At 43.0% G+C, this 23,531-nt stretch carries 20 protein-coding genes; 12 read left to right on the forward strand and 8 right to left on the reverse strand.

Annotation, left to right across the window (positions count from 1 at the left end):
* The 5 genes from PLH26_RS00005 to PLH26_RS00025 form a co-directional block, all read left to right on the forward strand.
* Positions 1-369, forward strand: a 369-nt coding sequence (locus PLH26_RS00005; RefSeq protein ID WP_324583908.1) for a hypothetical protein, incomplete at its 5' end; no start/stop codon positions are given.
* Positions 370-612: 243 nt separating this feature from the next.
* Positions 613-1,596, forward strand: a complete 984-nt coding sequence (locus PLH26_RS00010; RefSeq protein WP_324583909.1) for a helix-turn-helix domain-containing protein — start codon at positions 613-615, stop codon at positions 1,594-1,596.
* A gap of 82 nt (positions 1,597-1,678) precedes the next feature.
* Entirely contained in the window at positions 1,679-2,788 is a 1,110-nt protein-coding gene (locus PLH26_RS00015) for an alkene reductase (RefSeq protein WP_324583910.1), read from the forward strand.
* Entirely contained in the window at positions 2,772-3,515 is a 744-nt protein-coding gene (locus PLH26_RS00020; RefSeq protein ID WP_324583911.1) for an SDR family NAD(P)-dependent oxidoreductase, read from the forward strand. Before PLH26_RS00015 ends, PLH26_RS00020 begins: the two co-directional genes overlap by 17 nt.
* A gap of 17 nt (positions 3,516-3,532) precedes the next feature.
* Positions 3,533-4,309 carry a pirin family protein gene (locus PLH26_RS00025; protein ID WP_324583912.1) on the forward strand — a complete coding sequence of 259 codons (777 nt, stop codon included), beginning with the start codon at positions 3,533-3,535 and terminating at the stop codon, positions 4,307-4,309.
* Positions 4,310-4,318: 9 nt separating this feature from the next.
* Here the strand turns inward: PLH26_RS00025 and PLH26_RS00030 are convergent, their stop codons facing one another.
* The 8 genes from PLH26_RS00030 to rhaT form a co-directional block, all read right to left on the reverse strand.
* On the reverse strand, positions 4,319-5,083 hold the full coding sequence (locus PLH26_RS00030; RefSeq protein ID WP_324583913.1) for a lysophospholipid acyltransferase family protein: 765 nt from the start codon (positions 5,081-5,083) through the stop codon (positions 4,319-4,321).
* Positions 5,084-5,308: 225 nt separating this feature from the next.
* Positions 5,309-5,701, reverse strand: coding sequence for a DUF4258 domain-containing protein (locus PLH26_RS00035; protein WP_324583914.1), 393 nt, complete (start codon positions 5,699-5,701; stop codon positions 5,309-5,311).
* Position 5,702: 1 nt separating this feature from the next.
* Entirely contained in the window at positions 5,703-6,584 is an 882-nt protein-coding gene (locus PLH26_RS00040; protein WP_324583915.1) for a transglutaminase-like domain-containing protein, read from the reverse strand.
* Between the two features lie 202 nt (positions 6,585-6,786).
* Positions 6,787-8,160 (reverse strand): FGGY-family carbohydrate kinase, encoded by a 1,374-nt coding sequence (locus PLH26_RS00045; RefSeq protein WP_324583916.1) that lies wholly within the window; start codon positions 8,158-8,160, stop codon positions 6,787-6,789.
* Positions 8,161-8,313: 153 nt separating this feature from the next.
* Positions 8,314-9,588 (reverse strand): sugar isomerase, encoded by a 1,275-nt coding sequence (locus PLH26_RS00050; RefSeq protein WP_324583917.1) that lies wholly within the window; start codon positions 9,586-9,588, stop codon positions 8,314-8,316.
* Between the two features lie 10 nt (positions 9,589-9,598).
* Positions 9,599-9,913 carry an L-rhamnose mutarotase gene (gene rhaM, locus PLH26_RS00055; protein WP_324583918.1) on the reverse strand — a complete coding sequence of 105 codons (315 nt, stop codon included), beginning with the start codon at positions 9,911-9,913 and terminating at the stop codon, positions 9,599-9,601.
* 98 nt (positions 9,914-10,011) lie between these two features.
* Positions 10,012-12,132 (reverse strand): bifunctional aldolase/short-chain dehydrogenase, encoded by a 2,121-nt coding sequence (locus tag PLH26_RS00060; protein WP_324583919.1) that lies wholly within the window; start codon positions 12,130-12,132, stop codon positions 10,012-10,014.
* 27 nt (positions 12,133-12,159) lie between these two features.
* Complete coding sequence (rhaT, locus tag PLH26_RS00065) at positions 12,160-13,248, reverse strand: L-rhamnose/proton symporter RhaT (protein WP_324583920.1); 1,089 nt, start codon at positions 13,246-13,248, stop codon at positions 12,160-12,162.
* A gap of 442 nt (positions 13,249-13,690) precedes the next feature.
* Here rhaT and PLH26_RS00070 point away from each other — a divergent pair, with 442 nt between their 5' ends.
* From PLH26_RS00070 to PLH26_RS00100, 7 genes are all read left to right on the forward strand, one after another.
* Complete coding sequence (locus PLH26_RS00070) at positions 13,691-15,286, forward strand: L,D-transpeptidase family protein (RefSeq protein ID WP_324583921.1); 1,596 nt, start codon at positions 13,691-13,693, stop codon at positions 15,284-15,286.
* A gap of 95 nt (positions 15,287-15,381) precedes the next feature.
* Positions 15,382-15,837 (forward strand): septal ring lytic transglycosylase RlpA family protein, encoded by a 456-nt coding sequence (locus PLH26_RS00075; RefSeq protein WP_324583922.1) that lies wholly within the window; start codon positions 15,382-15,384, stop codon positions 15,835-15,837.
* A 94-nt stretch (positions 15,838-15,931) separates the two neighbouring features.
* Complete coding sequence (locus tag PLH26_RS00080) at positions 15,932-17,275, forward strand: OmpA family protein (protein ID WP_324583923.1); 1,344 nt, start codon at positions 15,932-15,934, stop codon at positions 17,273-17,275.
* A 594-nt stretch (positions 17,276-17,869) separates the two neighbouring features.
* Positions 17,870-18,640 (forward strand): exonuclease domain-containing protein, encoded by a 771-nt coding sequence (locus tag PLH26_RS00085; RefSeq protein WP_324583924.1) that lies wholly within the window; start codon positions 17,870-17,872, stop codon positions 18,638-18,640.
* A gap of 58 nt (positions 18,641-18,698) precedes the next feature.
* Positions 18,699-19,478 carry a polyprenol monophosphomannose synthase gene (locus PLH26_RS00090; RefSeq protein ID WP_324583925.1) on the forward strand — a complete coding sequence of 260 codons (780 nt, stop codon included), beginning with the start codon at positions 18,699-18,701 and terminating at the stop codon, positions 19,476-19,478.
* Between the two features lie 87 nt (positions 19,479-19,565).
* Positions 19,566-20,435: a DMT family transporter gene (locus PLH26_RS00095; RefSeq protein ID WP_324583926.1), complete on the forward strand. Its 870-nt coding sequence runs from the start codon at positions 19,566-19,568 to the stop codon at positions 20,433-20,435.
* Positions 20,436-20,484: 49 nt separating this feature from the next.
* A complete protein-coding gene (locus tag PLH26_RS00100; protein ID WP_324583927.1) occupies positions 20,485-23,433 on the forward strand; it encodes an alpha/beta hydrolase family protein in 2,949 nt (982 codons plus the stop codon).
* Positions 23,434-23,531: the final 98 nt, after the last annotated feature.

Here is a 23,531-nt window from a genome sequence, read left to right on the forward strand (position 1 = left end):
GATACTTTTAATTCTTCGGACTCAATACAAGTAACAAAAGCCAAAACTATTTACTTAGTCGGCTACAATTGGGGAAGGAAACTAAACGGAAGAAAATTGTATGTCTCTTTAAGACCTTACGAAAAAGATGAATTTAATTTTGCTGAAGCTTACTGTTACCAAGGAGACAGTTCAATGGTTATATATTATCAAGTAAAATCAGACTCTATTTTGGTATACCAATCTCTGAACTATATTGTCTATACTCACATTAACGCGACAGAATTAAATAAAATCCCCTTGCGGACAATAAGACTTAGCGGAGATGGGCTTGATTCTTTAATAGCCTCTGATTATGACAAGAAAGTTAGGAGATTTGTATGGAAATAAATACATCTATGCAATTAAAATGGCTGACCGAGCTCAATCGGCAAAATTTAATAATCTGTACTTCAACTAAATAATCAACTTCAGTATGCCGGGCGGGACGGAATGCTATTATCCGCACTTCGCCAACCTGTAACGTTATAGGAAACCCCAATGAGTACCAGATAAAAGCAGAAATGATTTAAATTTAATGCCTCTTGTATCTTTATATCGAATAGCAGACTTAATACAATAGAATGACCCTTTATGATTCTCCGCTTCACAGCATCATCCGATTTTGATTTTATCACTCAGTTTGCGGAAATAATCAACACGCCCATCAGGGAAAATCTTTTGGAAATTCCCAAAAATCTCGGCGAAGGTTTTGTCCGCAGAATAACATTTGACAACGATTTCAGATTGTTGATGCACCATTATACGCTGAAAGAAGATTTTATCATCCAACGTGACCCTGCCGTCGAAAAGAATGATTTGCTGAGTATATTCTTTTACAACAATGAGCAGTCATTGGAAATGAAGTACAATGAAGTTGGCTATGTACCGTTTTCTCAAAGCAGCAATTCTGCCGTGCAGGTTACCACTAACGATTTCAGTTCTACCATTCGTTTTCCGGCCAATACGCCCACTCAATATATGGTGGTTGGAATTACCGCATCCAAGCTTAAAACACTGTTGTCTATCGAGAATGCCAATTCCACTATAAAAACCATTACTACAGAAAAAGCCTCCTTTTTATTTTTTGAAAGTATGGCTGCTGAAATGAAGTTGCTGCTAAAAAATGTTTCCAATACTACGATGACGGATGCATTGAGCTATTTTTACATACAAGTAAAGGTGTTGGAGCTCTTGTATCTGCTTTTCAGGCGATTGTCCATTCGGGAAAACAAAACTTACAGGAGTATCAACAACACCGATGCAGAAAAGCTGGTGATGATTAGAAATGAAGTTTTGCAAGATTTAAGTTCCCCACCGGTATTGAATGAACTGGCAAAAATGGCCGCCATGAGCGAAACCAAGCTAAATCAACTGTTCAAACAAACCTTCGGCGATTCTGTCTATAATTACTTCCAAACCGCAAGAATGGAGGAAGCTGCTTTTTTGCTGAAACAATCCAATCGCTCCGTTTCCGAAACCGGCTATGAACTCGGTTTTTCCAACCTGAGCCACTTCAGCCGTCTGTTTAAAAAGCATTTCGGAATGACCCCTAAAAAATATACAATTAACGGATAGGACTATTTTATAGCTAAATACGGCTATTTTGTACTGTTATTGCCATTTATTTTTGCTGTATTAAATTTAAAATATAGTAAAGATGAAAAAGCTATTAACGCCTTTTACGAAAGGCAAACTCGAATTAAAAAATCATTTGGTGATGGCTCCGATGACCCGCAGCCGTGCCATTGATAATCTTCCAAACGCACTGATGGCTTCCTATTACGGACAGCGAACCGGAGCAGGCTTGATCGTAACGGAAGGAACTGCACCGGCTCCGGAAGCCTTGAGCTACCCAAGGATACCCGGCATATTCAGCCGGGAACAAGTGGAAGGCTGGAAACCCATTACGGAAAAGGTGCACCGTGACGGAACAAAAATATTCGTACAGCTGATGCACACCGGCCGTATAGGACACGTGGATAATCTGCCGAAGGGCTTTTCTTTGGTCAGTCCGACAGGCATCAAAGCAAACGGGCAAATATTTACCGACACCAAGGGATTGCAGGATTTTTCAGAACCGATTGCACTCACAAAAGACGGAATCAAACAAGTGAAAGACGGTTTTGTATTGGCTTCACAAAATGCTATCAAGGCAGGTTTTGACGGTGTGGAAATCCACGGCGCCAACGGATATCTTTTGGAACAATTCCTGAATCCGAATGTAAATAACCGTAATGATGAGTATGGTGGAAGCGTAGAAAACCGCAGCAGGTTTACCATTGAAGTTGCCCGGGCAATTGCCGATGCCATCGGTGAAGAAAAAGCCGGCATTCGTTTTTCTCCTTTTTCAAAATTAGGCGATTTGGCACTTTATGATGAAGAGGAAACGACAGCAACCTATGCCTGGTTGGCCCAAAACTTAAATGAGTTGGACATAGCCTACCTCCATATTGCAGTCAATGCGTCCATTGGAGAAAAAACGTTTCGGGCGCTCAGAAATAATTTTTCAGGAACCATTATCCTGAGCAACGGATTAACATCCGAAACCGGTGAAGCTGCTTTGCACGCAGGGTTCGCCGATTTGGTTGCCTTTGGTCGTTCTTTTTTGTCCAATCCCGATTTTGCAGAAAAAATAAAAAACGGGGAAACACTCAATCCGGTGGATTATGCTCATCTCTACACCCCGGGATCTTTAGGATACATCGATTATCCGGTCATCGAATCTTTAATAACCCAAAAAACAGTTCAAAATGAAATTTATCAATAAAACAGCCGTCATCACCGGTGCAGCCGGCGGGATTGGCACAGCAATCACCCAACGCTTTTTAGACGAAGGAACACGAGTAGCAGCCGTAGATATCTCAACAGAAGCACTTGAAAAATTGGCTTCCAAAATGGGGAATCCGGAAAATTTATTGCTGGCAAAAACCAATATCAGCAGTGAAGACAGTACGCAGCAATTGTACCAACAGATAAAAGACAAATGGGATTCGGTGGATATCATCATCAATAATGCCGGTTGGTTTCCTTTTTTAGAGTTTGAAAAAATGACTTATGGCGATTGGCGAAAAGTGATGGACATCAACTTGGATGGTGGGTTTCTGGTCATTAAAAGCTTATTGCCGATGCTCAAACAAAGTACCGCCGGCAGAATCATCAATACCGCTTCGGGCAGTTTTTTTGATCCACCGGTCGGGCAAGCCCATTATGTAGCTGCAAAGGCCGGTATCATCGGACTCACGAGAGCACTTGCCGTAGAATTGGGTGACTATAATATCACCGTCAATGCGATAGCTCCGGGATTGACGGCAACACCCATTGTGCTGCAATCCTTCCCCGGTGAGCTGATAGATAAATTAGCGGAGCACGGTGCCATCAAAAGACGGCAAACTGCAGAAGATTTAGTGGGCATTACAACCTTTTTAGCTTCCGAAGATGCCTCATTTATCACCGGTCAAACCATCAGCGTAGATGGCGGCAGAAGTTTTATTTAATCAAAAAACAATTCGAAATGAAAATAAAAATTGATAAAACCCAACGAATGGGAAGACAACGCGGCGGTTTCGGGATACAAATTCTGTATCCCGGCCTCAGTCTGCCGCAATCAACCGACACAGGATTTGCAACGATAGGTCGGATAGACCACGCCAGGATTTTACCCGGCGCCTTGATTCCGATGCATCCGCATATAGATGATGAAATACTCACTTATCTGCGAAGCGGAAAGGTAAACCACCTTGATTCGGAAGGGATTAGCGAAACCATTTCCAATCATAAACTAATGCTGATGAATGCGGGAGTCAGCTTCTTTCACGAAGAATTGGTGTTGGAAGAAGGTGGAATCTTACAAGGGTTACAAATCTTTATCCGCCCGGAAAAAGCATCACTCCAACCCAAGGTTCAGTTTTTGGAATTGGATGAAGTTTATAGTATCAACCAATGGCGGAAAATAGCAGGACATAAAGAGGATGCACCGTTAACCATCAGAAGTCGAACGCAGATATGGGACTTACGGTTGGAAAAAGGCAAACAAATAGAATTACCCGAACCATCGGATAGCGATATCGCCTTTCTGTTTTACGTGTTCTCCGGCAGCGTATCCCTGGATGGAAATATCATTTTAAAAACGGGTGACAGTATGTTGATTGAAAAAGAAAATCTACAGTTTTCAGCGATTGAAACCAGCAATATTGTACTCTATGCCACCCAAACAACGTCGGCTCATTTCGATGGCGGAATGTACAGCGGTAATCAAAAGTTGTTGGTGAATAGTGAAAGCCTGTATTAGCTGTAGCCTTCAACCCCGCTTCACCCAACTCACTCCATAATACAGCAGCCGTTCTTCCATTTGTTTATACACTTTTTGTTTCAACATTTCTATATCGTTTAAAGTTAAGCCGCTTACCGCAATCTCTTTCATAAAAACTGCCCTGCTTTTGCCTGGTGTAAGGGTGAATGGTTTTCCATAAGGCATTCTGTTGTATACATCCAGGAACAAAACGGGTTTAATGGGAGTTTGTGTTTCAATGGCTATGCGGAAGGCGCCATCAAAAAAAAACTTGAGCGCATTACCGGTTTCATTGAATGTTCCTTCGGGGAATATTAAGATGGAAATATGTTTTCTCAGCACAGCTTTTAACCTGCTTACACTTTTTAAGCGGTCTGCCGCATTGCTGCGGTTTACCGTTACTATAGCATTTTTATAGATATAGCCAAATACCGGAATGCCGGCAGTTTCCTTTTTCCCTAAGGCACGTATGGGTTGCCGGTAGGCTTTTACAATTACAGCAGCGTCGAGAAAGGAAATATGATTGGTAACAAAAATATATGCCCTCTTTTTATCGTGCTGCGATTCATAAATATTCTTATGGACAATGCCTACCAGCGGGAACCATATATCGCCCCACAACATGCAGATGCGGTATATAGCATTCCCGCCCTGTACAGGTCCCATAAAAGAAGCAATGAGCACAAACGGAAATACAATAAACATAAGCAATGCAAAGAGGAGCATTGCATATATATTATAGAGCCATAGCAGCGCTTTAACGGGCAGGGTCATGACCGGTCATATTCTTGTTGTGATAAATAACGAGCTAATTGTAATATACGGTATCTTTTTGTGAGAGGTGACATAACAAAAGTAAAAAACGGATCGTTCCCTGAATGGTTTAAGCGGTACACGGGCATCTGTAAAAACAGTATATGCGAACAGACCTTTCTTTCACTTCTCTCTTTTTATCTCAGGCATAGGAATGCGGTACATTATCGTTAGCTGATCGTTATATCAATTGCAATTGCATTCCCATTCTTCATTCATATCTATACAGGTAATAACTGCCATTCCCCGTTTTGAAGGTGCAAAAACAATGCGTACGTGCTGACCATCATTCGTTATCCCTTCCAGAGCATATTTGGGATCCGGTTTCGAATGCAGATCACTTTTACTGTAATTGATCTCTCCTTTTTGCAGTATCTCTTTTACTTCGGCATCGTCAATATGCCTGCAGCCCATTCTGCACCGGGCATGGCGCGTATAAATAAGTGGTTTGAGATTCCGGTTAAAGCTGCTGTCTTTTACTACACCCTGCCGGATCGGATCATTGTGGTAATACAACCAGAGCAATGCGCAGCTTACCAGTAGTAAAATGACGTACCGGGTAAAACTTTTCTTTTTCATTTTAAGATATTATCATGCCCATAACATCGGCAAGCGCAAGCAATTCCGTTTGCTTGTACAGATTGTCGCCGGTATCAAAACATTTGGCCAGTTCTTCCAGAAGAAACTGCAAAATGAGCCTGTGGTCCATTGGCTTGAAATAGGATGTAGTGATGGGGACGCCTATTTTTTTGAAATAATTTTCTACATCTTTATGCGTATATACGTGACCGTTCATAGGGTCAACATAAAAATGTATATTATTGTTGTTTTCCTTTTTAGGATTAAAATAGTCGTAGGAAGTGTCAAAATACGCGAGCAGGTACTGGCGTGGGATGTTAATTGCCTTTACGGGAATATCAAGGAGTCCGCATAGCAACTGGTATATGATACCGTTCATTATCGAATTGCCGCGTTTTGTTTCAAGCACTTTGTTGATCAGGAATTCTTCGGGGTGCTGGTAAGAAACTTCAACACCTTTAAATTTATAATAGCTAAAGAAAATACGATTGATGATATTTACCTGTTCCAGCGCGGTAAGATAGCTGTTGAGTTCGAGCCAGATATTGCGTTTTATTTTTTCTATTTCCTGTAAAACCGGTGTGTCTGCCAGGTGGGGATACTGATATTTTGCCACAAGCAATGCTCCTTCCAGCAGATCATGGTGCGTTGCTTTGGCATATCCTGAAATATCGGCCTGTAATTCATGAAAATGGAGCCGGTGGATGAGCAACTCAATCTTTTCCTGGACCATTTCGTCAGGCGTGTTTTCCCATAACTGCTCCAGGTTGGGAATGATGGGCCTGCCGTAGCTCACGATCCGGTTGCTCACCGTATCAAATACTTCATTGTCGGGATCATCTATAAGATGCAGCAAAGCGTTTATTTCACGGGTTTCTTCCATGGGAACTACGAATAAGGTATAGACGCATGAATCTGTCTTTTATTGTAAAAGAATTTTGATAAATATCGGTTGTGCAAACGGATATCTCCTATTCTTTTTTTCCACAGCAGGTGAACAAACAGTAAAGGAAGCGTTAATGAAATGAAAATAGGGATAGATCCCGGTACATAATAGCCTGGTCATGAATTGTTGATCCTGTTAGCTAAAAGACGCCCGTATTATAATACATTAACTTAATTGTATCGGCAGGAGTTGGCTTCCTGTTCCAGTGCGGATGTAGGGCAAGTGCCGTACCCAGGGCAGTTGCCTGTGCTACAGATGCGGCGTATACTTCTATACCCCGAAAGGCTTCTGCCAGCAAATGCATATACAGCGGGTTTTTGCCAAATCCCCCATCCACAAAGATCCTTTTTACGTTAGTGCCCTCCAGCACCAGGTTGGTAGAACTGATCTGGCGACTGATGATATCGAGTATAAGCTGGTGATAGGCCTCTTCATAGTTGTTGAATGAGCTGAGGTCTCTTTCAGAAAAAGCCGTTATGGAAGACGCTTTTTTTGCAGGGGCTTCCGGCCGCGACCGCAATGCAGCAACAATATTTTTGTCAAATTGCACAGTAATATAATGGTCTGTGCCTTTGTTAAAATGTTCGGCCAGTCTTTTTATCTGCTGCTCATGTTCGTATCCTGCAAATAATCGCGAAGCTTTTACCGGAGCCCCACGATAGGTCATATAACACAAACAATCCTGCTGCAGCTCTTCTACTGTAAGGGGGATATTATTGAATGGGTTAAAGCTGATGGACCACGTGCCGGTTGAGAGCAATATAAAGGGTTCCCTGAAATTGGTGAGATAGGGTATAAGTGCTGCAGAGCTATCGTGAAGGCCCACGCCTGCCACGATCTTCTTTCCTGAAAGCATTAGCGTTTTTACTTTATCTGAAGCAAAAACAGGTGGAAATTTACTTATCAGCCCTTCCCTGTACACCCATTCGTGATAATTGTTTTGCGGGAAATTCCACAGGTTGGTATGGCAGCCGATGCTGGTAATATCCGAACAGGCTTTGCCGGTAAGCAAATAACTGATGTATTGCGGAAGATGCAGGGAATATGCGATCTGGTCGAACACCGCTTTTTGCTCATATTTTAAGCGGTACAGTTGCATACCCGAATTTAAGCTGCCCAATACCGGGGAGGCTGTATGCATGGAAAGCATGATCTCTCCTCCATAACGGCTATAGAATTTCTTTTTTAGTTCTTCGGGATAGGGCTTAAGGTAATTGTACAAAGGCGTTAAAGGCTTTCCGTTCTTATCAATATGTACAAAACTGGCGCCGTAGGAAGTAAAATTAACAGCCACGATATTAAATTCCTTCAGCCCGGTTATTTCAGTGAACGACTCCCTGACCCATTGTGTAAGCAGTTCGAGGTTTTCACACGGATAGCCATCCTCGTCTGTTGTTTCGGGAAGGGTGGCGTTTTTTTCGTATACTACTTCGTATGCTTCATTGAACAGAAATACTTTTTTGTTGGTTTTGCCAATATCGTAAATGGCAATAACGGGCAAACTGCTACTCATAACTGTAAAGGTAAGCGGTAGGGGGCTGAAAGACAAAAACCGGCGTGTAAAAAGAGTATGCATGCGGAAGAGGGATCACTCCGCCAATTCCATCCAAACTGTCATTCATTCGCTATTCACCATTCACTACTCACCGCCGCTTCCATATTCTTCTTACAGTCCGGTAGCTACCGTTTTTGTTCCCCGGTCTTTGATGAGTTGTTCGCGTATTTTTTCTTTGCGGAACAGGGCTACAGGATCCAATGCTGCTCCCGCACGCAGCCTTGCTTCGGCTACTAAGGGGCGTACATCTGTACGGAAAGCATCCTGTAATATTTCCTGTGCCTTTACTACATCATTGTCGTGTCGGGCCTGCCGTAACGCGCTGCTATCGGTTAATAAAGCCTGCGCATAAGCAATGAGTATGGCCTCTACAGATTGTGCCAGATCTTCCAGCGGATCTTTTACATTGTGCGATGCGTCAATCATCCAGCCCAGATCTGTGGCATGGTTCATTCCTTTGGCATCCATTCCCTCTACCAGCTCATTGAATATAAGAAAAAGCTGGTAAGGTTTAATGCTTCCCGCAGTGAGGTCGTCATCTCCGTATTTGGAATCGTTGAAATGAAAACCGCCCAGTTTTCCTTCCATCAGTAAAAGTGAAACGATCTGTTCAATATTGGCGTTAGGCAGGTGATGCCCCAGGTCTACCAGTGTATATGCTTTATCACCCAGTTTACTGGTATACAAATACGATTGTCCCCAGTCGCCAACAGTAGTTGAATAGAAATTGGGTTCAAATGCTTTGTATTCCACAAATATCTTCCAGTTGTTCGGCAAGGCTTTGTAAATTTCCTGCAACCCGCTTAATGTGTTTTGAAATGCTTCCCTGAAATTGAGTTGTCCCGGAAAACAGGAGCCGTCGGAAAGCCATACGGTTAAAGAGGTTGAGCCCAGCTCTTCACCATAACGGATCACTTCAATATTGTGATCAATTGCCTGGCGGCGAACTGCTGCGTTAACATTTTGCAGCGACCCGTACTTGTAGCTCAGTGGCTGGTTCGGCTGATCCTGGAAAGTATTGGAATTCATGGCATCGAACTGTAGCCCGTTCTGTGCCGCAAGGGCTTTGATATGCGAAGGATTTTCGGGGATATCCCATGGAATATGCAACGATATGGCGCCGCTCGATCTGTTGAGGGCGTGCAGCAAACCAATGTCTTCAATTTTTTCTTCCAGGTTGCGGGGCTCACCGCCACCCGAAAATCTTCCAAACCTTGTACCCCCTGTTCCTAAGGCCCAGCTCGGGATGGCTACCTGGAAGTCTGTAAGCTTTTGCAGGATGCTTTCCGTTTTTTCAATAGTTGCTCTGCTATGCTCAAATTTGCTGCGATGCACTTTCAGCAAAGATTCGTTATGGCTTTCAATTTTATATTTTTCTATTTGCATGATCTTATTTTTATTTCATGTAAAACACTTCTTTGAGCGGAATGCTTACAGGGGATTCGTCATCGTTTACGTCCATGATATCTTTCATGTAGTGCCACCAGCGTTTCATAACGTGTTGATGGGGCAATGCATCCATAGCGGCCGGGTCGCTGACCTGTAAATAACCAAACAAATTCCCTGTTGCTTTCTCTAAAAAAATTGAATATTCCTGTATGCCGCTTTCTTTTAATAACGACTGCAATTCGGGCCATATCGCGTCATGCCGCTTTTGGTATTCCGCTTCAAAGCCGTTGTGCAGTTTCATTTTAAAGGCAATACGATGCATACAGGGGTTTGAGATTTGAGATTTGAGATTTGTACCTGTTGTTTGTAGTTTGTGAACCTTTCGGATTTCAAACTTGTTATTTGTTTCTTTTCGCCCTCCTATCTTACAAAAGCCATAGCAATGCCGCCATCAATATTCAGCACATTGCCGGTGGCCTTGTTCAATAGTCCGCCGGTAAAAGCAAAGCAGGCATTGGCTATATCCCCGGGCAGAATGATTTCATTCAGCAAGGTGCGTCTGGCATAAAAGGCCGGCAGTTCTTCAACCGTTATACCGTATGCTTTGGCACGTCCCTGTGCCCATGCGCCGGCCCATATTTTACTGTCGGAAATAACTGCATCGGGGTTTACCACGTTAACACGGATATGATCTTTCCCTAATTCAACGGCATTTAAACGGCTGAGGTGTAACTGTGCCGCCTTAGCTGAGCCATAGCCTGCATTGTTGGGTCCGCTCACCAGGGCATTTTTGCTTACAATATTGATAACATCCCCGCCCATATCCTGCTTGCGCATAATATTTACGCCTTCCTGTGTAATAAGGAACTGTCCTTTTACCAGTACATCATATAACAGATCCCAGTCTTTTTCTGTATGCTCTTCCAGTGGTTTGGAGATGGATAAGCCGGCACAGTTCACCACAATATCAACGCCGCCAAAGGCCAATGCCGTAGCTTTAAAAGCTTTGCGAATGGAGTTTGCGTCCGTAACATCCAATAGTTCTGTGGAAAAAACATCTTTACTGTAATAGGCTGCAAAATCTTTTTTTGCATTGGATAATCTATCCGCGTCGTTATCATTTACCATAACCACCGCGCCTTCATCTGCAAACTTTTTAGCGATGGCTTTGCCAATTCCTCCTGCGCTGCCTGTTACCAGGGCGATCCGTCCCGATAACGCTTTGGGCTTTGGCATGCGCTGCAGTTTAGCTTCTTCCAGCAGCCAGTATTCAATGTTAAAAGCCTCCTGCCGTGGCAGGGAAGTGTATTCGGAAATGGCTTCAGCACCTTTCATTACATTGATAGCGTTAATATAGAATTCGGCGGCTACCCTCGCTGTTTGCTTGTCTTTCGCAAAGGTGAACATGCCCACACCAGGGTATAGTATCACCACCGGATTGGCGTCGCGGATAGCAGGACTATCGGCATGCCTGCATTTTTCATAGTATTCCGTATACATTTTGCGATAGTTCTCAAACTGCGGCTTCAGCTTTTCTTTTATGGCTGCAATATCCGTAAGGTTTTCAGCGGGAGTAAGATCCAGCACCAGCGGGCTGATCTTGGTCCTCAAAAAATGGTCGGGGCAACTGGTACCCATGGGCGCTAATCTTTTCAGCTCATTGGAATTTATATATTCCAGTACCCTGTTGTCGTCTGTAAAATGACCGATCATCTTTACGTTGGAAGAGCAAAATCCCCTCAGCACCGGTGCCAAAAGAGCTGCTTTGTCGAGCCTTTCTTCCTTCGGCAGCGATTCCAGTCTGGCACCGCCAAAGACCGGTTTGTTTTGTATGTTCTCTTCGAGATAAGTTGCGCAGCGTTCAATCACTTCCAGCGTAGTGATATAGCTTTCAAATGCCGTATCGCCCCATGTGAACAAACCATGCGAACCAAGCATGATGCCTCGTATCCCCGGATTTTCATCAAGACATTTTTTTAATTTCAATCCAAGGTCAAAGCCCGGCCGCTGCCATTCTACCCAGCCAATGGTACCATTAAAAAGTTCCTGTGTAATGCGTTTGCCGTCTTTAGCGGCGGCAATGGCGATAGCGGCGTCGGGGTGCAGGTGATCAATGTGCTTAAAAGGCAGAAAGCCATGCAGCGGCGTATCTATAGAGGGTGCTTTGGAACTGAGATCGAAAATGCAATGGTTAAAAAGTTCTACCATCTCATCTTCATGATCAATACCGCGGTACACATTGGTAAGACTTCTTAAACGTTCTACATACAAAGCCGCCAGCCCGCTTTTCTTCAAAGTGCCCAGGTCGCCTCCTGAACCCTTGACCCACATCACTTCTGTTTCCTTTCCTGTAAGCGGATCCTTAGCCATTGCTTTGCACGATGTGTTACCGCCGCCGTAATTGGTTAACCGGAGATCGGCGCCTAATAAATTGGAACGATAGATCAGTAAGCCCACTTCATCTCCTGCAAGCGCTGCAGCTTTTGCATCATCCCATAAATAACTCACATGCTTAAATTCATTTGTTGTAACAGAAGGCATATTTTTTAATTTAGTGTTTTAATAAATTCATTTTAACGAATTACCGTATCCAACCAGCAATACAGCTATTATTATAGTTACAATTCCCAGTGTGATCATGGTTTTGGTTTTGGCATTTACCCCTTTCCATTCTTTCAGCACAATGCCCCAAAAGTTGGCTATTAAAATAATAAACGCCATATGCAGTATCCAGGAACTGGCGCCATTACCCATTTTACTTTCGCCCATGCCGTAAAAGAAAAACTGCAGAAACCAGGTAATGCCGGCCAAAGCAGAGAAAAAATAATTAGACAGTAGTGGTGTTTTTGCATTCGTATAATCTCCAAAGGTTTTATTGCGTGTATTTAAGATCATACACCAAATAAAATTGGTAGTAAGTCCCCCCCAGAGTATTACAACGAAAATTACGTTATTCTGGAACAAGAATTCGCCTTGCCCGGGGTGTGCTGTTTTCCATATTTCATTGGCGGTATGCGCCATTGACTTTCCCGATTCTATGCCAAAATTAAAGCAGGCACTTAGGATACCGGATACAATGGATACCAGTAAACCCAGCCCAAACTTGTATTCGGTCTTCTGCTTTATATCCTGTGCGTTGTTTCCCGAACGGGCAAGCTCTTTTTCTTTCCATGTTCCCGCTTTGCCGCAAAGAACAGTGCCCAGTATACACACTGCCAGTCCGGCCAGTACATACAGCCCCCATGTGGAATGGATCAGCATACTGAAAGTGTCTTTACCTTCTTTAGGGAAAAAATTATAGTATATGGAAGGGATAAGTGACCCGAAAACCATGGTTAACCCCAGGATGATGCTGGTACCCAGCGAAATGCCTAAGTAACGTACACCCAATCCATAGGTCAATCCTCCGATGCCCCAAAGCACGCCAAACAAATAAGTAATGCCTAAAATACTGCCATCAGTGCTTTTAATGATTTCGGCAAAACCGGGAATCGTTAAATAAGCAGCCAGCGGGGGAACGATTAACCATGAAAAAATGCCGCCTGCTATCCAGTAGCTTTCCCATGCCCAGCCCTTGACTTTCTTAAACGGTGTATAAAAACTGCCTGACGCGAAACCTCCTATAAAATGATAAACAATTCCTAAAATTACCTGCATTCATTTGTCTTTTCAAGTGGTGGAAACAATCTGTGGTCAAAAGTATACCATAGCCTTGTTAAAGCTGTCATGTGCTGTCATGTGCTGGCGGTTAACCGATATACAGAAAGCAATGGCGGATTTAATGCGCATTCAGAAAGCTGTTGTAACTCATGCCTCAAAAATGGACACATTTTTGCGAAAGTCTTTTATAGCAGAACTGGTTATGAAATCACATAAAAAAAAGACGGATTTGTATACAATAATGATCAGCAGCTTTTGTTATTTCAGACATTATTATGCAATTTACACTCAGGCTGTGATCAAACTGAAGCGCCTTCATTTCAATTCACCCGGACTTATGATAAAGAAGTGCTGTACATACTTATGCCGGATACTCCTGCCGGCAGTGTTCCTGTTTTCGTGTAATGAAACCTCCCAGAAGCCTAAAAATGTAGAGATTGTGCGCAAGCCGGAAAACCTGAACAGGAAGACCGGTGAAAACATTGTTATCGGTATTGCTTTTGCCTCGGAGAATGATGGAAAGCTTTATGACAGTTTATCGTTTAGCATGCTGCCGGCCGTTAAGGCCTGGTACAATACACGCGATTCGCAGCGCACGTGGAGCAATCGTGAAGAATGGTTATGGATTGCCGATTCATTGTATACATTCATCAGGCATAGCGAAAGATATGGTTTGTTTCCCTCCGATTATCATCTGCACCCGTTAAACCTCATATATCACGAGCTAAAAACGGATTCTCTTGCGATGCTTGATGCGGCCATGTGGGCACGTGCCGACCTTTTATTTACCGATGCATTTATGCAAATAGCAAAAGATATTAAATTAGGAAGGCTCACAACAGACAGCGTTACACTCAGGAAAGATACTTTGCTTACGGATTCCTTTTATATATCGCTGCTAAAAAATGTATTTGAAAAAAAAGAATTGACGCAGCTCCTTGAAGAACTTGAGCCGCGCCATGAAGGGTATATGCAGCTAAGGACGGCATTGAGGAATTTTATTGATTCAATGGACAGAACGAACTATACTTACCTGTCTTATCCCTTTGAAATTCCATCGGATTCAATAGCGTTCCTTAAAAACCTGCAAACCCGTTTGTATGAAAGCGGATTTTTGCCGTTTAATGATAGGCCTGCGGATACTTCAGAATTAACCGCTGCAGTAAAAGCATACCAGGCACAAAATGATCTTAAGGTAGATGGTATAGCCGGCCCAATGGTAGTTAAATCACTCAATGATAACGACCAGGAAAAATTTAAGACCGTAGCCATTAACTTAGATCGTTACAAGCAATTGCCTGATACCATGCCGGCGCGGTATGTGTGGGTAAATATCCCTTCGTACCGGTTACGTTTATGGGATACCGATACATTAAAACTCGAATCAAAAATAATTGTGGGCAGGCCGCTGACAAGAACTCCGCTGCTTAACAGTACCCTTACTAATTTTATTGTCTTTCCTCAATGGACAGTGCCTTTTAGTATTATATTTAAGGAAATGCTGCCTAAAATCCGTGAAGATGTGGGATATCTTGATGAGCAAAACCTGATGGTAGTTGACAAAAATGACAGTATAATAGCGCCCGACAGTATTAACTGGTTCCGGCTGAATAAAAAATATTTCCCTTATTTACTGAAGCAACGCGAAGGCGATGACAATTCGCTGGGTGTAATTAAGTTTAATTTCAGGAACAAGTATAGTGTATACCTGCATGATACAAATGCCCGCTGGCTCTTTTCAAAAACGAACAGGGCGCTCAGTCATGGTTGTGTGCGGGTACAGCAATGGCAAAAATTATCTGACTACCTGGTAAAAAACGATAGCATCCGTTATAAGCCGGATACCCTTGCCGCATGGATGAAAAGGAAAGAAAAACACACCGTTAATTTCTCCCGCAAAATACCCATATTTATCCGCTACTTTACCTGCGAAGCAAGAGATGGGAAAGTGGTTTTTTTTGACGACGTTTATGCCGAAGATAAGATCGCAAGGCAAAACTGGTTTAGCAATAAACATACCCTGTTAACGTTATAGCCGCTGGGTTTCGCGTAACTATCCGGGTAAATCAGTTGATTGATGCCCCGGTTATTTGTTTATATGTATCACCACCATCGTATGGGATAAGACCAGTGAAAATAATTATGGTCTCAGATTTGCAGAATTATTCCCGCTCTGCTGTCAGAAAACCGGTTGCAATGAAACAATTCCTGCTAGTGTTTATCTCTCTTTGCATTTGTACATGGGCAACGGCTCAGCATGCTGCTGCAAAGAAAGCAGCTAAATATCCGGCAGTTCAGCAGGGGATAGCCAGTTTTTACGCGGATAAATTTCATGGAAGGCTTATGGCCAATGGGAAAAAGTATGATAAGCATAAACTGACGGCAGCGAGTAATCGCTTTGCCCTGGGTACGTGGGTAAAAGTAAGCAACCTTTCAAATAAAAAAATCGTCATAGTTCAAATTACCGACCGTATGCACCCCAAAAACAAGCGGCTTATTGATCTTTCAAAAGCAGCTGCAAAAAAACTGGCTTTTTTAAGAAAAGGGCTTACAAAAGTAAAGGTTGAGGTCATTTTAAAGCCATAACACACTGATGAACAGTGTGACAAACATCATAAATAATTTGATTGTTATTTATCATCCGCATACCTTTATACAACTTTTAATCAAAATACATTTTATGAGAAAACCGTTATTGAGCTTATTGGCAATATGCCTGTTCAGCACCGCTTTCACCCAGGAAAATGCCATAAAAAATCCTTACAAAAAGAAACCGGCATTTGGCTTTTCATTTACTTTTCATGATTTTCAAACTGCGCAGGATTTAAAGAACACCTCACTTAATCAGGTTCTGAAAGACAAGCAATGGTATAAAACAGGGCGTATGAGTCCCGGTTTAGCGCTGTCTTATTTTCAGGGACTCACCGATCATCTTGATTTCATGGCCCGGTTGGGGGGAACTTTTACCGGATATCCTGTGCCGGATAAGCCACAGGGCGGTAACGACAAACTGTTGGCCGAGTTAGACGCGAATATCAATGCGAAGCTGCTGAGCGACAGGTATTGGGTTACCCCTTATTTAACCGCCGGTATTGGCGGCTCTCAATGGAATGGTTATTGGGGCGCCTATGTGCCACTGGGTTTGGGTGTGCAGGTTAATCTGTTAGACCAGGCTTTTATTAATTTTAATGCGCAATACCGCGTTGCTGTAACTACAGCAACCACTGCCAATCATTTGTTTTACAGCCTGGGAGTTGCGGGTTCTTTGTTTGACAAAAAGGAGCCTAAAGCTATTCCACCGCCGCCGCCACCGGCAGATACAGACAATGATGGTATTGTGGACTCTTTGGATGCCTGCCCGGATGTTGCTGGTTTGGCCCGGTTCAATGGCTGTCCTGATACCGATGGAGACGGTATTCCGGATAAGGATGATAAATGCCCTAACATAAAGGGACTTGAAAAATACGATGGTTGTCCGATACCCGATACCGATAGCGACGGAATAAATGATGAAGAAGACAAATGCCCTAACGAAGCGGGTATAGCCAAATACCAGGGTTGCCCTGTACCGGATACCGATGGAGATGGTGTAAATGATGAAGAAGATAAGTGTCCTGCGCTGGCCGGACCCGCAAGCAATCAGGGTTGCCCCGAAATTAAGGAAGAAGTGAAGAAACGTATTGATGTGGCAGCGAAGAATGTATTTTTTGCTACAGGTAGCTCCAAACTCCTGGCAAAATCGTTCAAATCGCTTGATGAAGTAGCCAAAATCCTCAATGAAGATCCCAATCTCAAATTAGATGTAGAAGGACATACCGATAACACCGGCAAGCCGGATAGAAACCAGATCCTGAGTGAGCAGAGAGCCCAGTCTGTGGTGGATTATCTAACTACAAAGAGCGGTGTTGATCCATCGCGCCTTATATCCGCAGGCTTTGGTCAGGACCAGCCTGTAGCTGATAATAAAACAGCAGCGGGTCGTGCTAAAAACCGTCGGGTAGACCTGAAACTACACTATAATTAAATTGACTATAAATTTCTGAAGATTGAAGAACCCCGGCCAGCGAGCCGGGGTTCTTTGTGTGGTGCAACAACAGGAAGGGAAATAGACGCAGCAGGGAACCTGTCACTTTCCGACAGTTGTACATACCAACTCCTGCGTTGCTGCCTGAACGAGAAATAAAAAAGGTTACCGAAGCGATAACCTTTATAAAATAATATAAAAAGCAAAAAGCTTATCTGTAACCAACCATTCCTTGTGTAGCTTTACATCCTCCTCTGGAGGAGGTGCAGGAAGCAAAAGCAGCACCCAAAGTAATAACGAGCAGAGCGATAGCGAAAACTTTTTTCATTTTTGAAGTTTTTAGGTAAAACAATAACATTTTCCAAGCATGGTGCCCGTAGGAGTAGGAGATAATGTTATTCTTCAAAAGGGGAATTGGAAATACACAGAATGTACTTAGCGAGATGTGCAAATAAACAAACATTACCCTGAATAAACAAATTTTATAAATTGCTTTTCTTTGGAAGCAAAATTGTTTGACTTATGTTAACAGAACGCCAATAGTATTATAATTTTAGCTATTTTGCCGCATCAAAACAATTATTGTTCACGCTTATGCCATTACAATTAACCCGCCCGTTGGCTGTTATTGACCTGGAAACGACCGGAACGAACCTGGCGGTTGACCGTATTGTTGAATTAGCTATAGTAAAAGTGCAGCCAGACGGTAGCCGGGTAGTGAAGAGAAAGCTGGTTAATCCTCAGATGCCGATTCCTAAAGCATCTTCCGATGTGCATGGCATCACCGATGATATGGTTAAGGATGCACCTTCTTTTAAACAGATCGCCAATGAAATACGCCAGTTTTTATACAACTGTGATTTGGCAGGATACAATTCCAACCGTTTTGATATTCCTATGCTGGTAGAAGAATTCTTGCGTTCGGGGCTGGAATTTGATGTTACCAACCGGCATTTACTGGACGTTCAAAAGCTTTATCATATGATGGAGCCGCGCACATTGAGTGCAGCGTATAAATTTTATTGCGGGAAAGATCTTGATAACGCGCATAGTGCTGAGGCAGATGCTGTCGCAACTTTTGAAATACTGGAGTCGCAATTGGAGAAATATACCCAGGTGGGTACAACTGTGGAATCGGTTATTAAGTTTACCGGACAGGAACAAATTGTGGATTTCGCCCGGCGTTTTATCATGGAAAATGAAATAGAAATCTTTAATTTCGGAAAACATAAGGGTAGGCCTGTAACCGAAGTGCTTAAAGCTGAACCTCAGTATTACGATTGGATGATGAAGGGCGATTTTCCTATGCATACCAAACAAAAGCTTACCGAAATTCTTAACCGGACCTTGTTAAAGAAAGCGTAAATTCATTTTTAAAAAAAGAGCATAAAGTAATTTTATAGTACAAAAAATACAATCTCTGTTGGAAAAGCTGGTGGTCATACCTACTTACAATGAAAATGAAAATATAAAGTCCATCCTTCACGCTATTTTCGGAATGGATCTTAATTTTCATGTGCTGGTTGTTGATGATAATTCCCCCGATGGTACTGCCGCTTTGGTGCGGGAAATGCAAAAAGGGTATCCTGGTCAGTTGTTCCTCCGGGTACGTGAAGGTAAACAGGGGCTGGGCACTGCCTATATTGACGGGTTCAAATGGGCAATAGACAGGGGGTACCGGTATATTTTTGAAATGGATGCCGATTTCTCTCATAATCCTGAAGACCTTGAACGATTGTACCAGGCATGCGCATACAGAGCCGATGTTGTGGTTGGTTCACGGTATGTAAAAGGAGGCAAAACAGTAAACTGGAGCCGCTACAGGAACATACTTTCCAAGGGCGGGGCATTGTATACACGTATTTTAACCTGGATGCCCGTTAAAGATCCCACGGCGGGCTTCATCTGTTACAGAAAAGAAGTGCTGGAAACCATTAATTTCGATCAGATCAATTTCGTCGGGTATGCTTTCCAGATAGAAATGAAATTTGCCGCATGGAAACTTGGCTTTAAGGTTGTTGAAATACCTATCACCTTTGTTGACCGCAAATTCGGTACCTCAAAAATGAATAAGAATATTGTAAAAGAAGGTATATTGGGAGTGCTTAAGATACAGTGGCAAAGCATGTTTAAAAATTACCGCAGAAAAGTACGTAATAGTTTTATTCCCACATCAACGCTCCGGGCTGAGGTATTGAGTTAAAGAGGTATTGAGTTAAATCTGTGCTGCCCGTAGAGTGCGTGTTACAGAAGTGTGCTTCCGTGTGTATTGACTAATTTTATTTTTTTAATGAAGAAGGCTTTATTGTCTTTACATGCAGCAATATTCCTGGCAGGTTTTTCGGGCATACTGGGCAGGCTTATAACATTAAACGAAGGATTACTGGTATGGTGGCGGCTTTTTATCACCTCATGTACCCTCGCAATGATCTTTTTGTTTACGGGCGGCTTGCAGAAAGTTGCCCTTTCTTTGCATTTGCGTATACTTGCAACGGGCGCTGTTGTTGCTTTGCACTGGGTGCTTTTTTATGGCAGTATTAAATATGCCAATGTATCTGTTGCCCTGGTGTGTTTTTCTGCCATTGGTTTTTTTTCTGCTTTCCTGGAGCCGTTGATACTGCATAGAAAAATAGATTGGGTTGAAGTGCTGTACGGCACATTGGCCATTGCAGGGATCTGGTTGATCTTTCATTTCGATAAGCAATATAAACTGGGGATACTGCTGGGCATTATCTCTTCATTGTTTGCCGCCTTATTTCCTGTGCTCAATAAAAAAATAATTAGGCATATATCTCCTCAAAGCCTTACGTTTTATGAGCTTACAGGCGGGCTCATTGTATTAACTTTAAGCATGCCTTTTTACCTCGGCTTTTTTCCGGAAGATCATGTCATGCCTACTGCCGGAGATTTTCTCTGGCTGCTGGTATTGGGTTGGTTTTGTACAGTCCTTGCTTTTAACCTGTCGCTTCAGGCATTGAAAAAAATATCCCCCTTTACTGTAAACCTCAGCTATAATCTTGAGCCGGTATATGGTATTATACTCGCCTTTATTGTGTATGATGAGCATGAATATTTAAGCAGTGGTTTTTATTGCGGATTGTCATTGATATTGTTAACAGTAGCTTTGCAAACCCGGAGGCTGTACTACAGGAGGGCATGAAAGAAGTTTAATCTTATCTTGCGAACTGATCAGAAAAATATAAAAGAATATGAGAAAGATCTTTTTCATTATAGTCATATTACTGGCGGTAAAGGTAAATGCACAACATAAAAAGCCTCTTGATCATACGGTATATGATGGCTGGCAAGCTATTGGTGAGAGGGAGATAAGCAATAACGGCAAATGGGTTGTGTATACAATTGACGTTCAGGAAGGAGACGGAACGCTTGTTATTCAATCTGCCGATTCAAAGTACCGGGAAACAATTGCAAGGGGTTATAATATTGCCATTACGGAAGACAGCAGGTATGCTGTTTTTAAAATAAAACCGCCTTATGCAGGTATAAGGCAGGCCCGCATTCAAAACAAAACACCCGATCAGTTTCCCAAAGATTCATTGGCCGTTGTGGAATTGGGTAAAGGTGTGGTTGTGAAAGCAGCAAGAGTTAAGTCGTATAAAATCCCGGAAAAGAATGCCCAGTGGATAGCCTGGCAACTGGAAAAACCAATAGCCGATTCTTCCAAAAAAGGAGCTGCATCCGATTCATTGGCAAAGCGGATAGACTCATTAAAAAGATCGGTTACAGAACCTACCCCCGAACAGGCAAAGAAAAGACAACGGATCACCAACCCGCCTGTTATTAAAAATGATAATGCAATTTTTTTGAATGATACTGCGGTTTCTTACTGTGATGCCAATGAGAGGACGGATCCGGGCAAAAAGAAAGAAGAAGGTACAGCGCTGGTTATTTTTAACCTGCGCGACAGCGTGCAGCGAACGCTTGATTTTGTAAGTGAATATGTATGGAGCAAGACCGGAAATGTTTTAATAACAGAAACGATGCCGGTCAAAAAAGACAGTTTGCGCAAGGCCGCAGTATGTATCTTCAGAACAGTTGAGAACCGGTTTGATACGGTCATGAAAGGCGGGAACGATTTCAGGAATTATGCTATTGACGAACAGGGATACCAGGTTGCTTTTGTTGCTGAAAGAGACAGCAGTGAGAAGGCACTTCAGAAATTCTACAAATTGTGGTATTGGCAAAACGGTTATGACAGTGCAGTAATGATCGCCGATAAAAATATTGAAGGGATGCCTGTTGGCTGGAGTATCAGTGAAAATGGAAGTGTGCATTTTAGTAAGTCGGGGAAACGGCTTTTTGCAGGATCCGCGCCTGTTCAGCCGCCCAGGGATACATCCCTGATAAGTATTGACCTGGTGAAAGTTGATATCTGGAATTATAAAGACGAGTACCTTCAACCCATACAATTGAAGAACCTGGATAAGGATCTTAAAAAGAGTTACACAGCAATGATTGATCTGGATGATAGAAAATTTGTTCAGCTTGCAGACAGGCAGGTTGAAAATATTATTTCCGGCAATGAGGGAGACGGTGATTTTTTTGTAGGTGTCACGGATGCGGGTAAACGCGCCGCTTTGCAGTGGGAGGGGAGAACCCTGAAAGATATTTATATCATACAACCGGGAGACGGAACCCGGGAATTGATCAGGAAAGATCTTTCGGGATATGTTACCGTGTCGCCTGCCGGTAAGTATGTGCTGTGGTATGATGCAAAAGCGCACCAGTATTTTACCTGGCGAGACGGCAAAACAAAGAATATTTCTTCAGGCATCCGCACAAAATTATACGATGAGGACTTTGATATGCCAACCGACCCTTCTTCTTACGGTGTGATGGCCTGGACGCAAAGCGATCTGTCTGTTATGGTATACGACAAATTTGATATCTGGCAACTGGACCCCGACAAGGTTGTTGCTCCTCTTAATGTTACCGCAGGCGAAGGACGAAAAAATAAAATAACGTACAGATATGTTCGTACCGATCCCGAAAAAAAATTCATTACGCCTTCCGAGGAGATACTGCTGCATATGTTTGCTGAAGGTAATAAACATGCTGGTTTAGCTACCTATAAAGTATTGAGCACGGCAAAACCTGTTACTGTTGTTAACGGGCCTTTTGCCATCAGCAGCAACAGGATAGCTAAAGCGAGGGATAGCAACATTTATGTTTATACAAAGGAGAGCTATATAGATCCGCCAGACCTGTATATAAATGCCGGATGGCAACAGGAAACCAGGTTAAGTGCCATTAATCCGCAGCAGGCCGATTATAACTGGGGCACTGCAGAGCTGTTTAAATGGAAAGCCTATAACGGCAGGCAGGCAACAGGTATTGTATATAAGCCCGAAGACTTTGATCCTAAGAAAAAATATCCTGCCATCTGTTATTTCTATGAAAAGCTTAGTGATGGGTTGTACCACTATATTCCTCCGGCACCTACTCCCAGCCGGTTGAATATTTCTTTTTTTGTGAGCAGGGGCTATATTGTTTTTGTTCCGGATATTTCATATACAACCGGCTACCCGGGCAGAAGTGCATATAATTATATTGTAAGCGGCGCAAGGGCATTGGTTAAAAAAGGATGGATAGACAGTACCCGGCTGGGAATCCAGGGGCAAAGCTGGGGCGGTTATCAGGCAGCTTATGTTATTACGCGAACCAGGTTATTTAAAGCGGCATGGGCCGGGGCTCCGGTGAGCAATATGACGAGCGCGTATGGTGGTATCCGGTGGTCAACCGGTATGAACCGGCAGTTCCAGTATGAAAAAACCCAAAGCCGCATAGGAGCCACCTTATGGCAAAAGCCGCAATTGTATATAGAAAACTCGCCCTTGTTTTACCTGCCAAAGGTAACTACACCGTTGGTGATCATGCACAACGATAACGACGGGGCCGTGCCCTGGTACCAGGGCATTGAGTTGTTTACAGGCTTACGCCGGTTGAATAAACCTGTATGGCTGATCAATTATAATGGTGAGGCGCACAATGTAATGGAGCGGAAGAACAGGAAGGATTTGCAGATAAGAGAGCAGCAGTTTTTTGACTGGCAGTTGAAAGGACATCGCCCGGCACAATGGCTGAGCGAAGGCGTGCCTGCTGTTATGAAAGGAAAAGTATGGGGACTGGAAGATTGAGAAAAGAAGAATGGTAGTGGGGTTGCGCAGAAAATCAGATCATATTTTCTGTTTTATGATGGTTTATTTCAAAATCACAATATTGCAATTATAGCCTT

It is taken from the genome of Agriterribacter sp. (assembly GCF_035444585.1).
In the GTDB taxonomy this organism is placed as follows: Bacteria; Bacteroidota; Bacteroidia; order Chitinophagales; family Chitinophagaceae; genus Agriterribacter.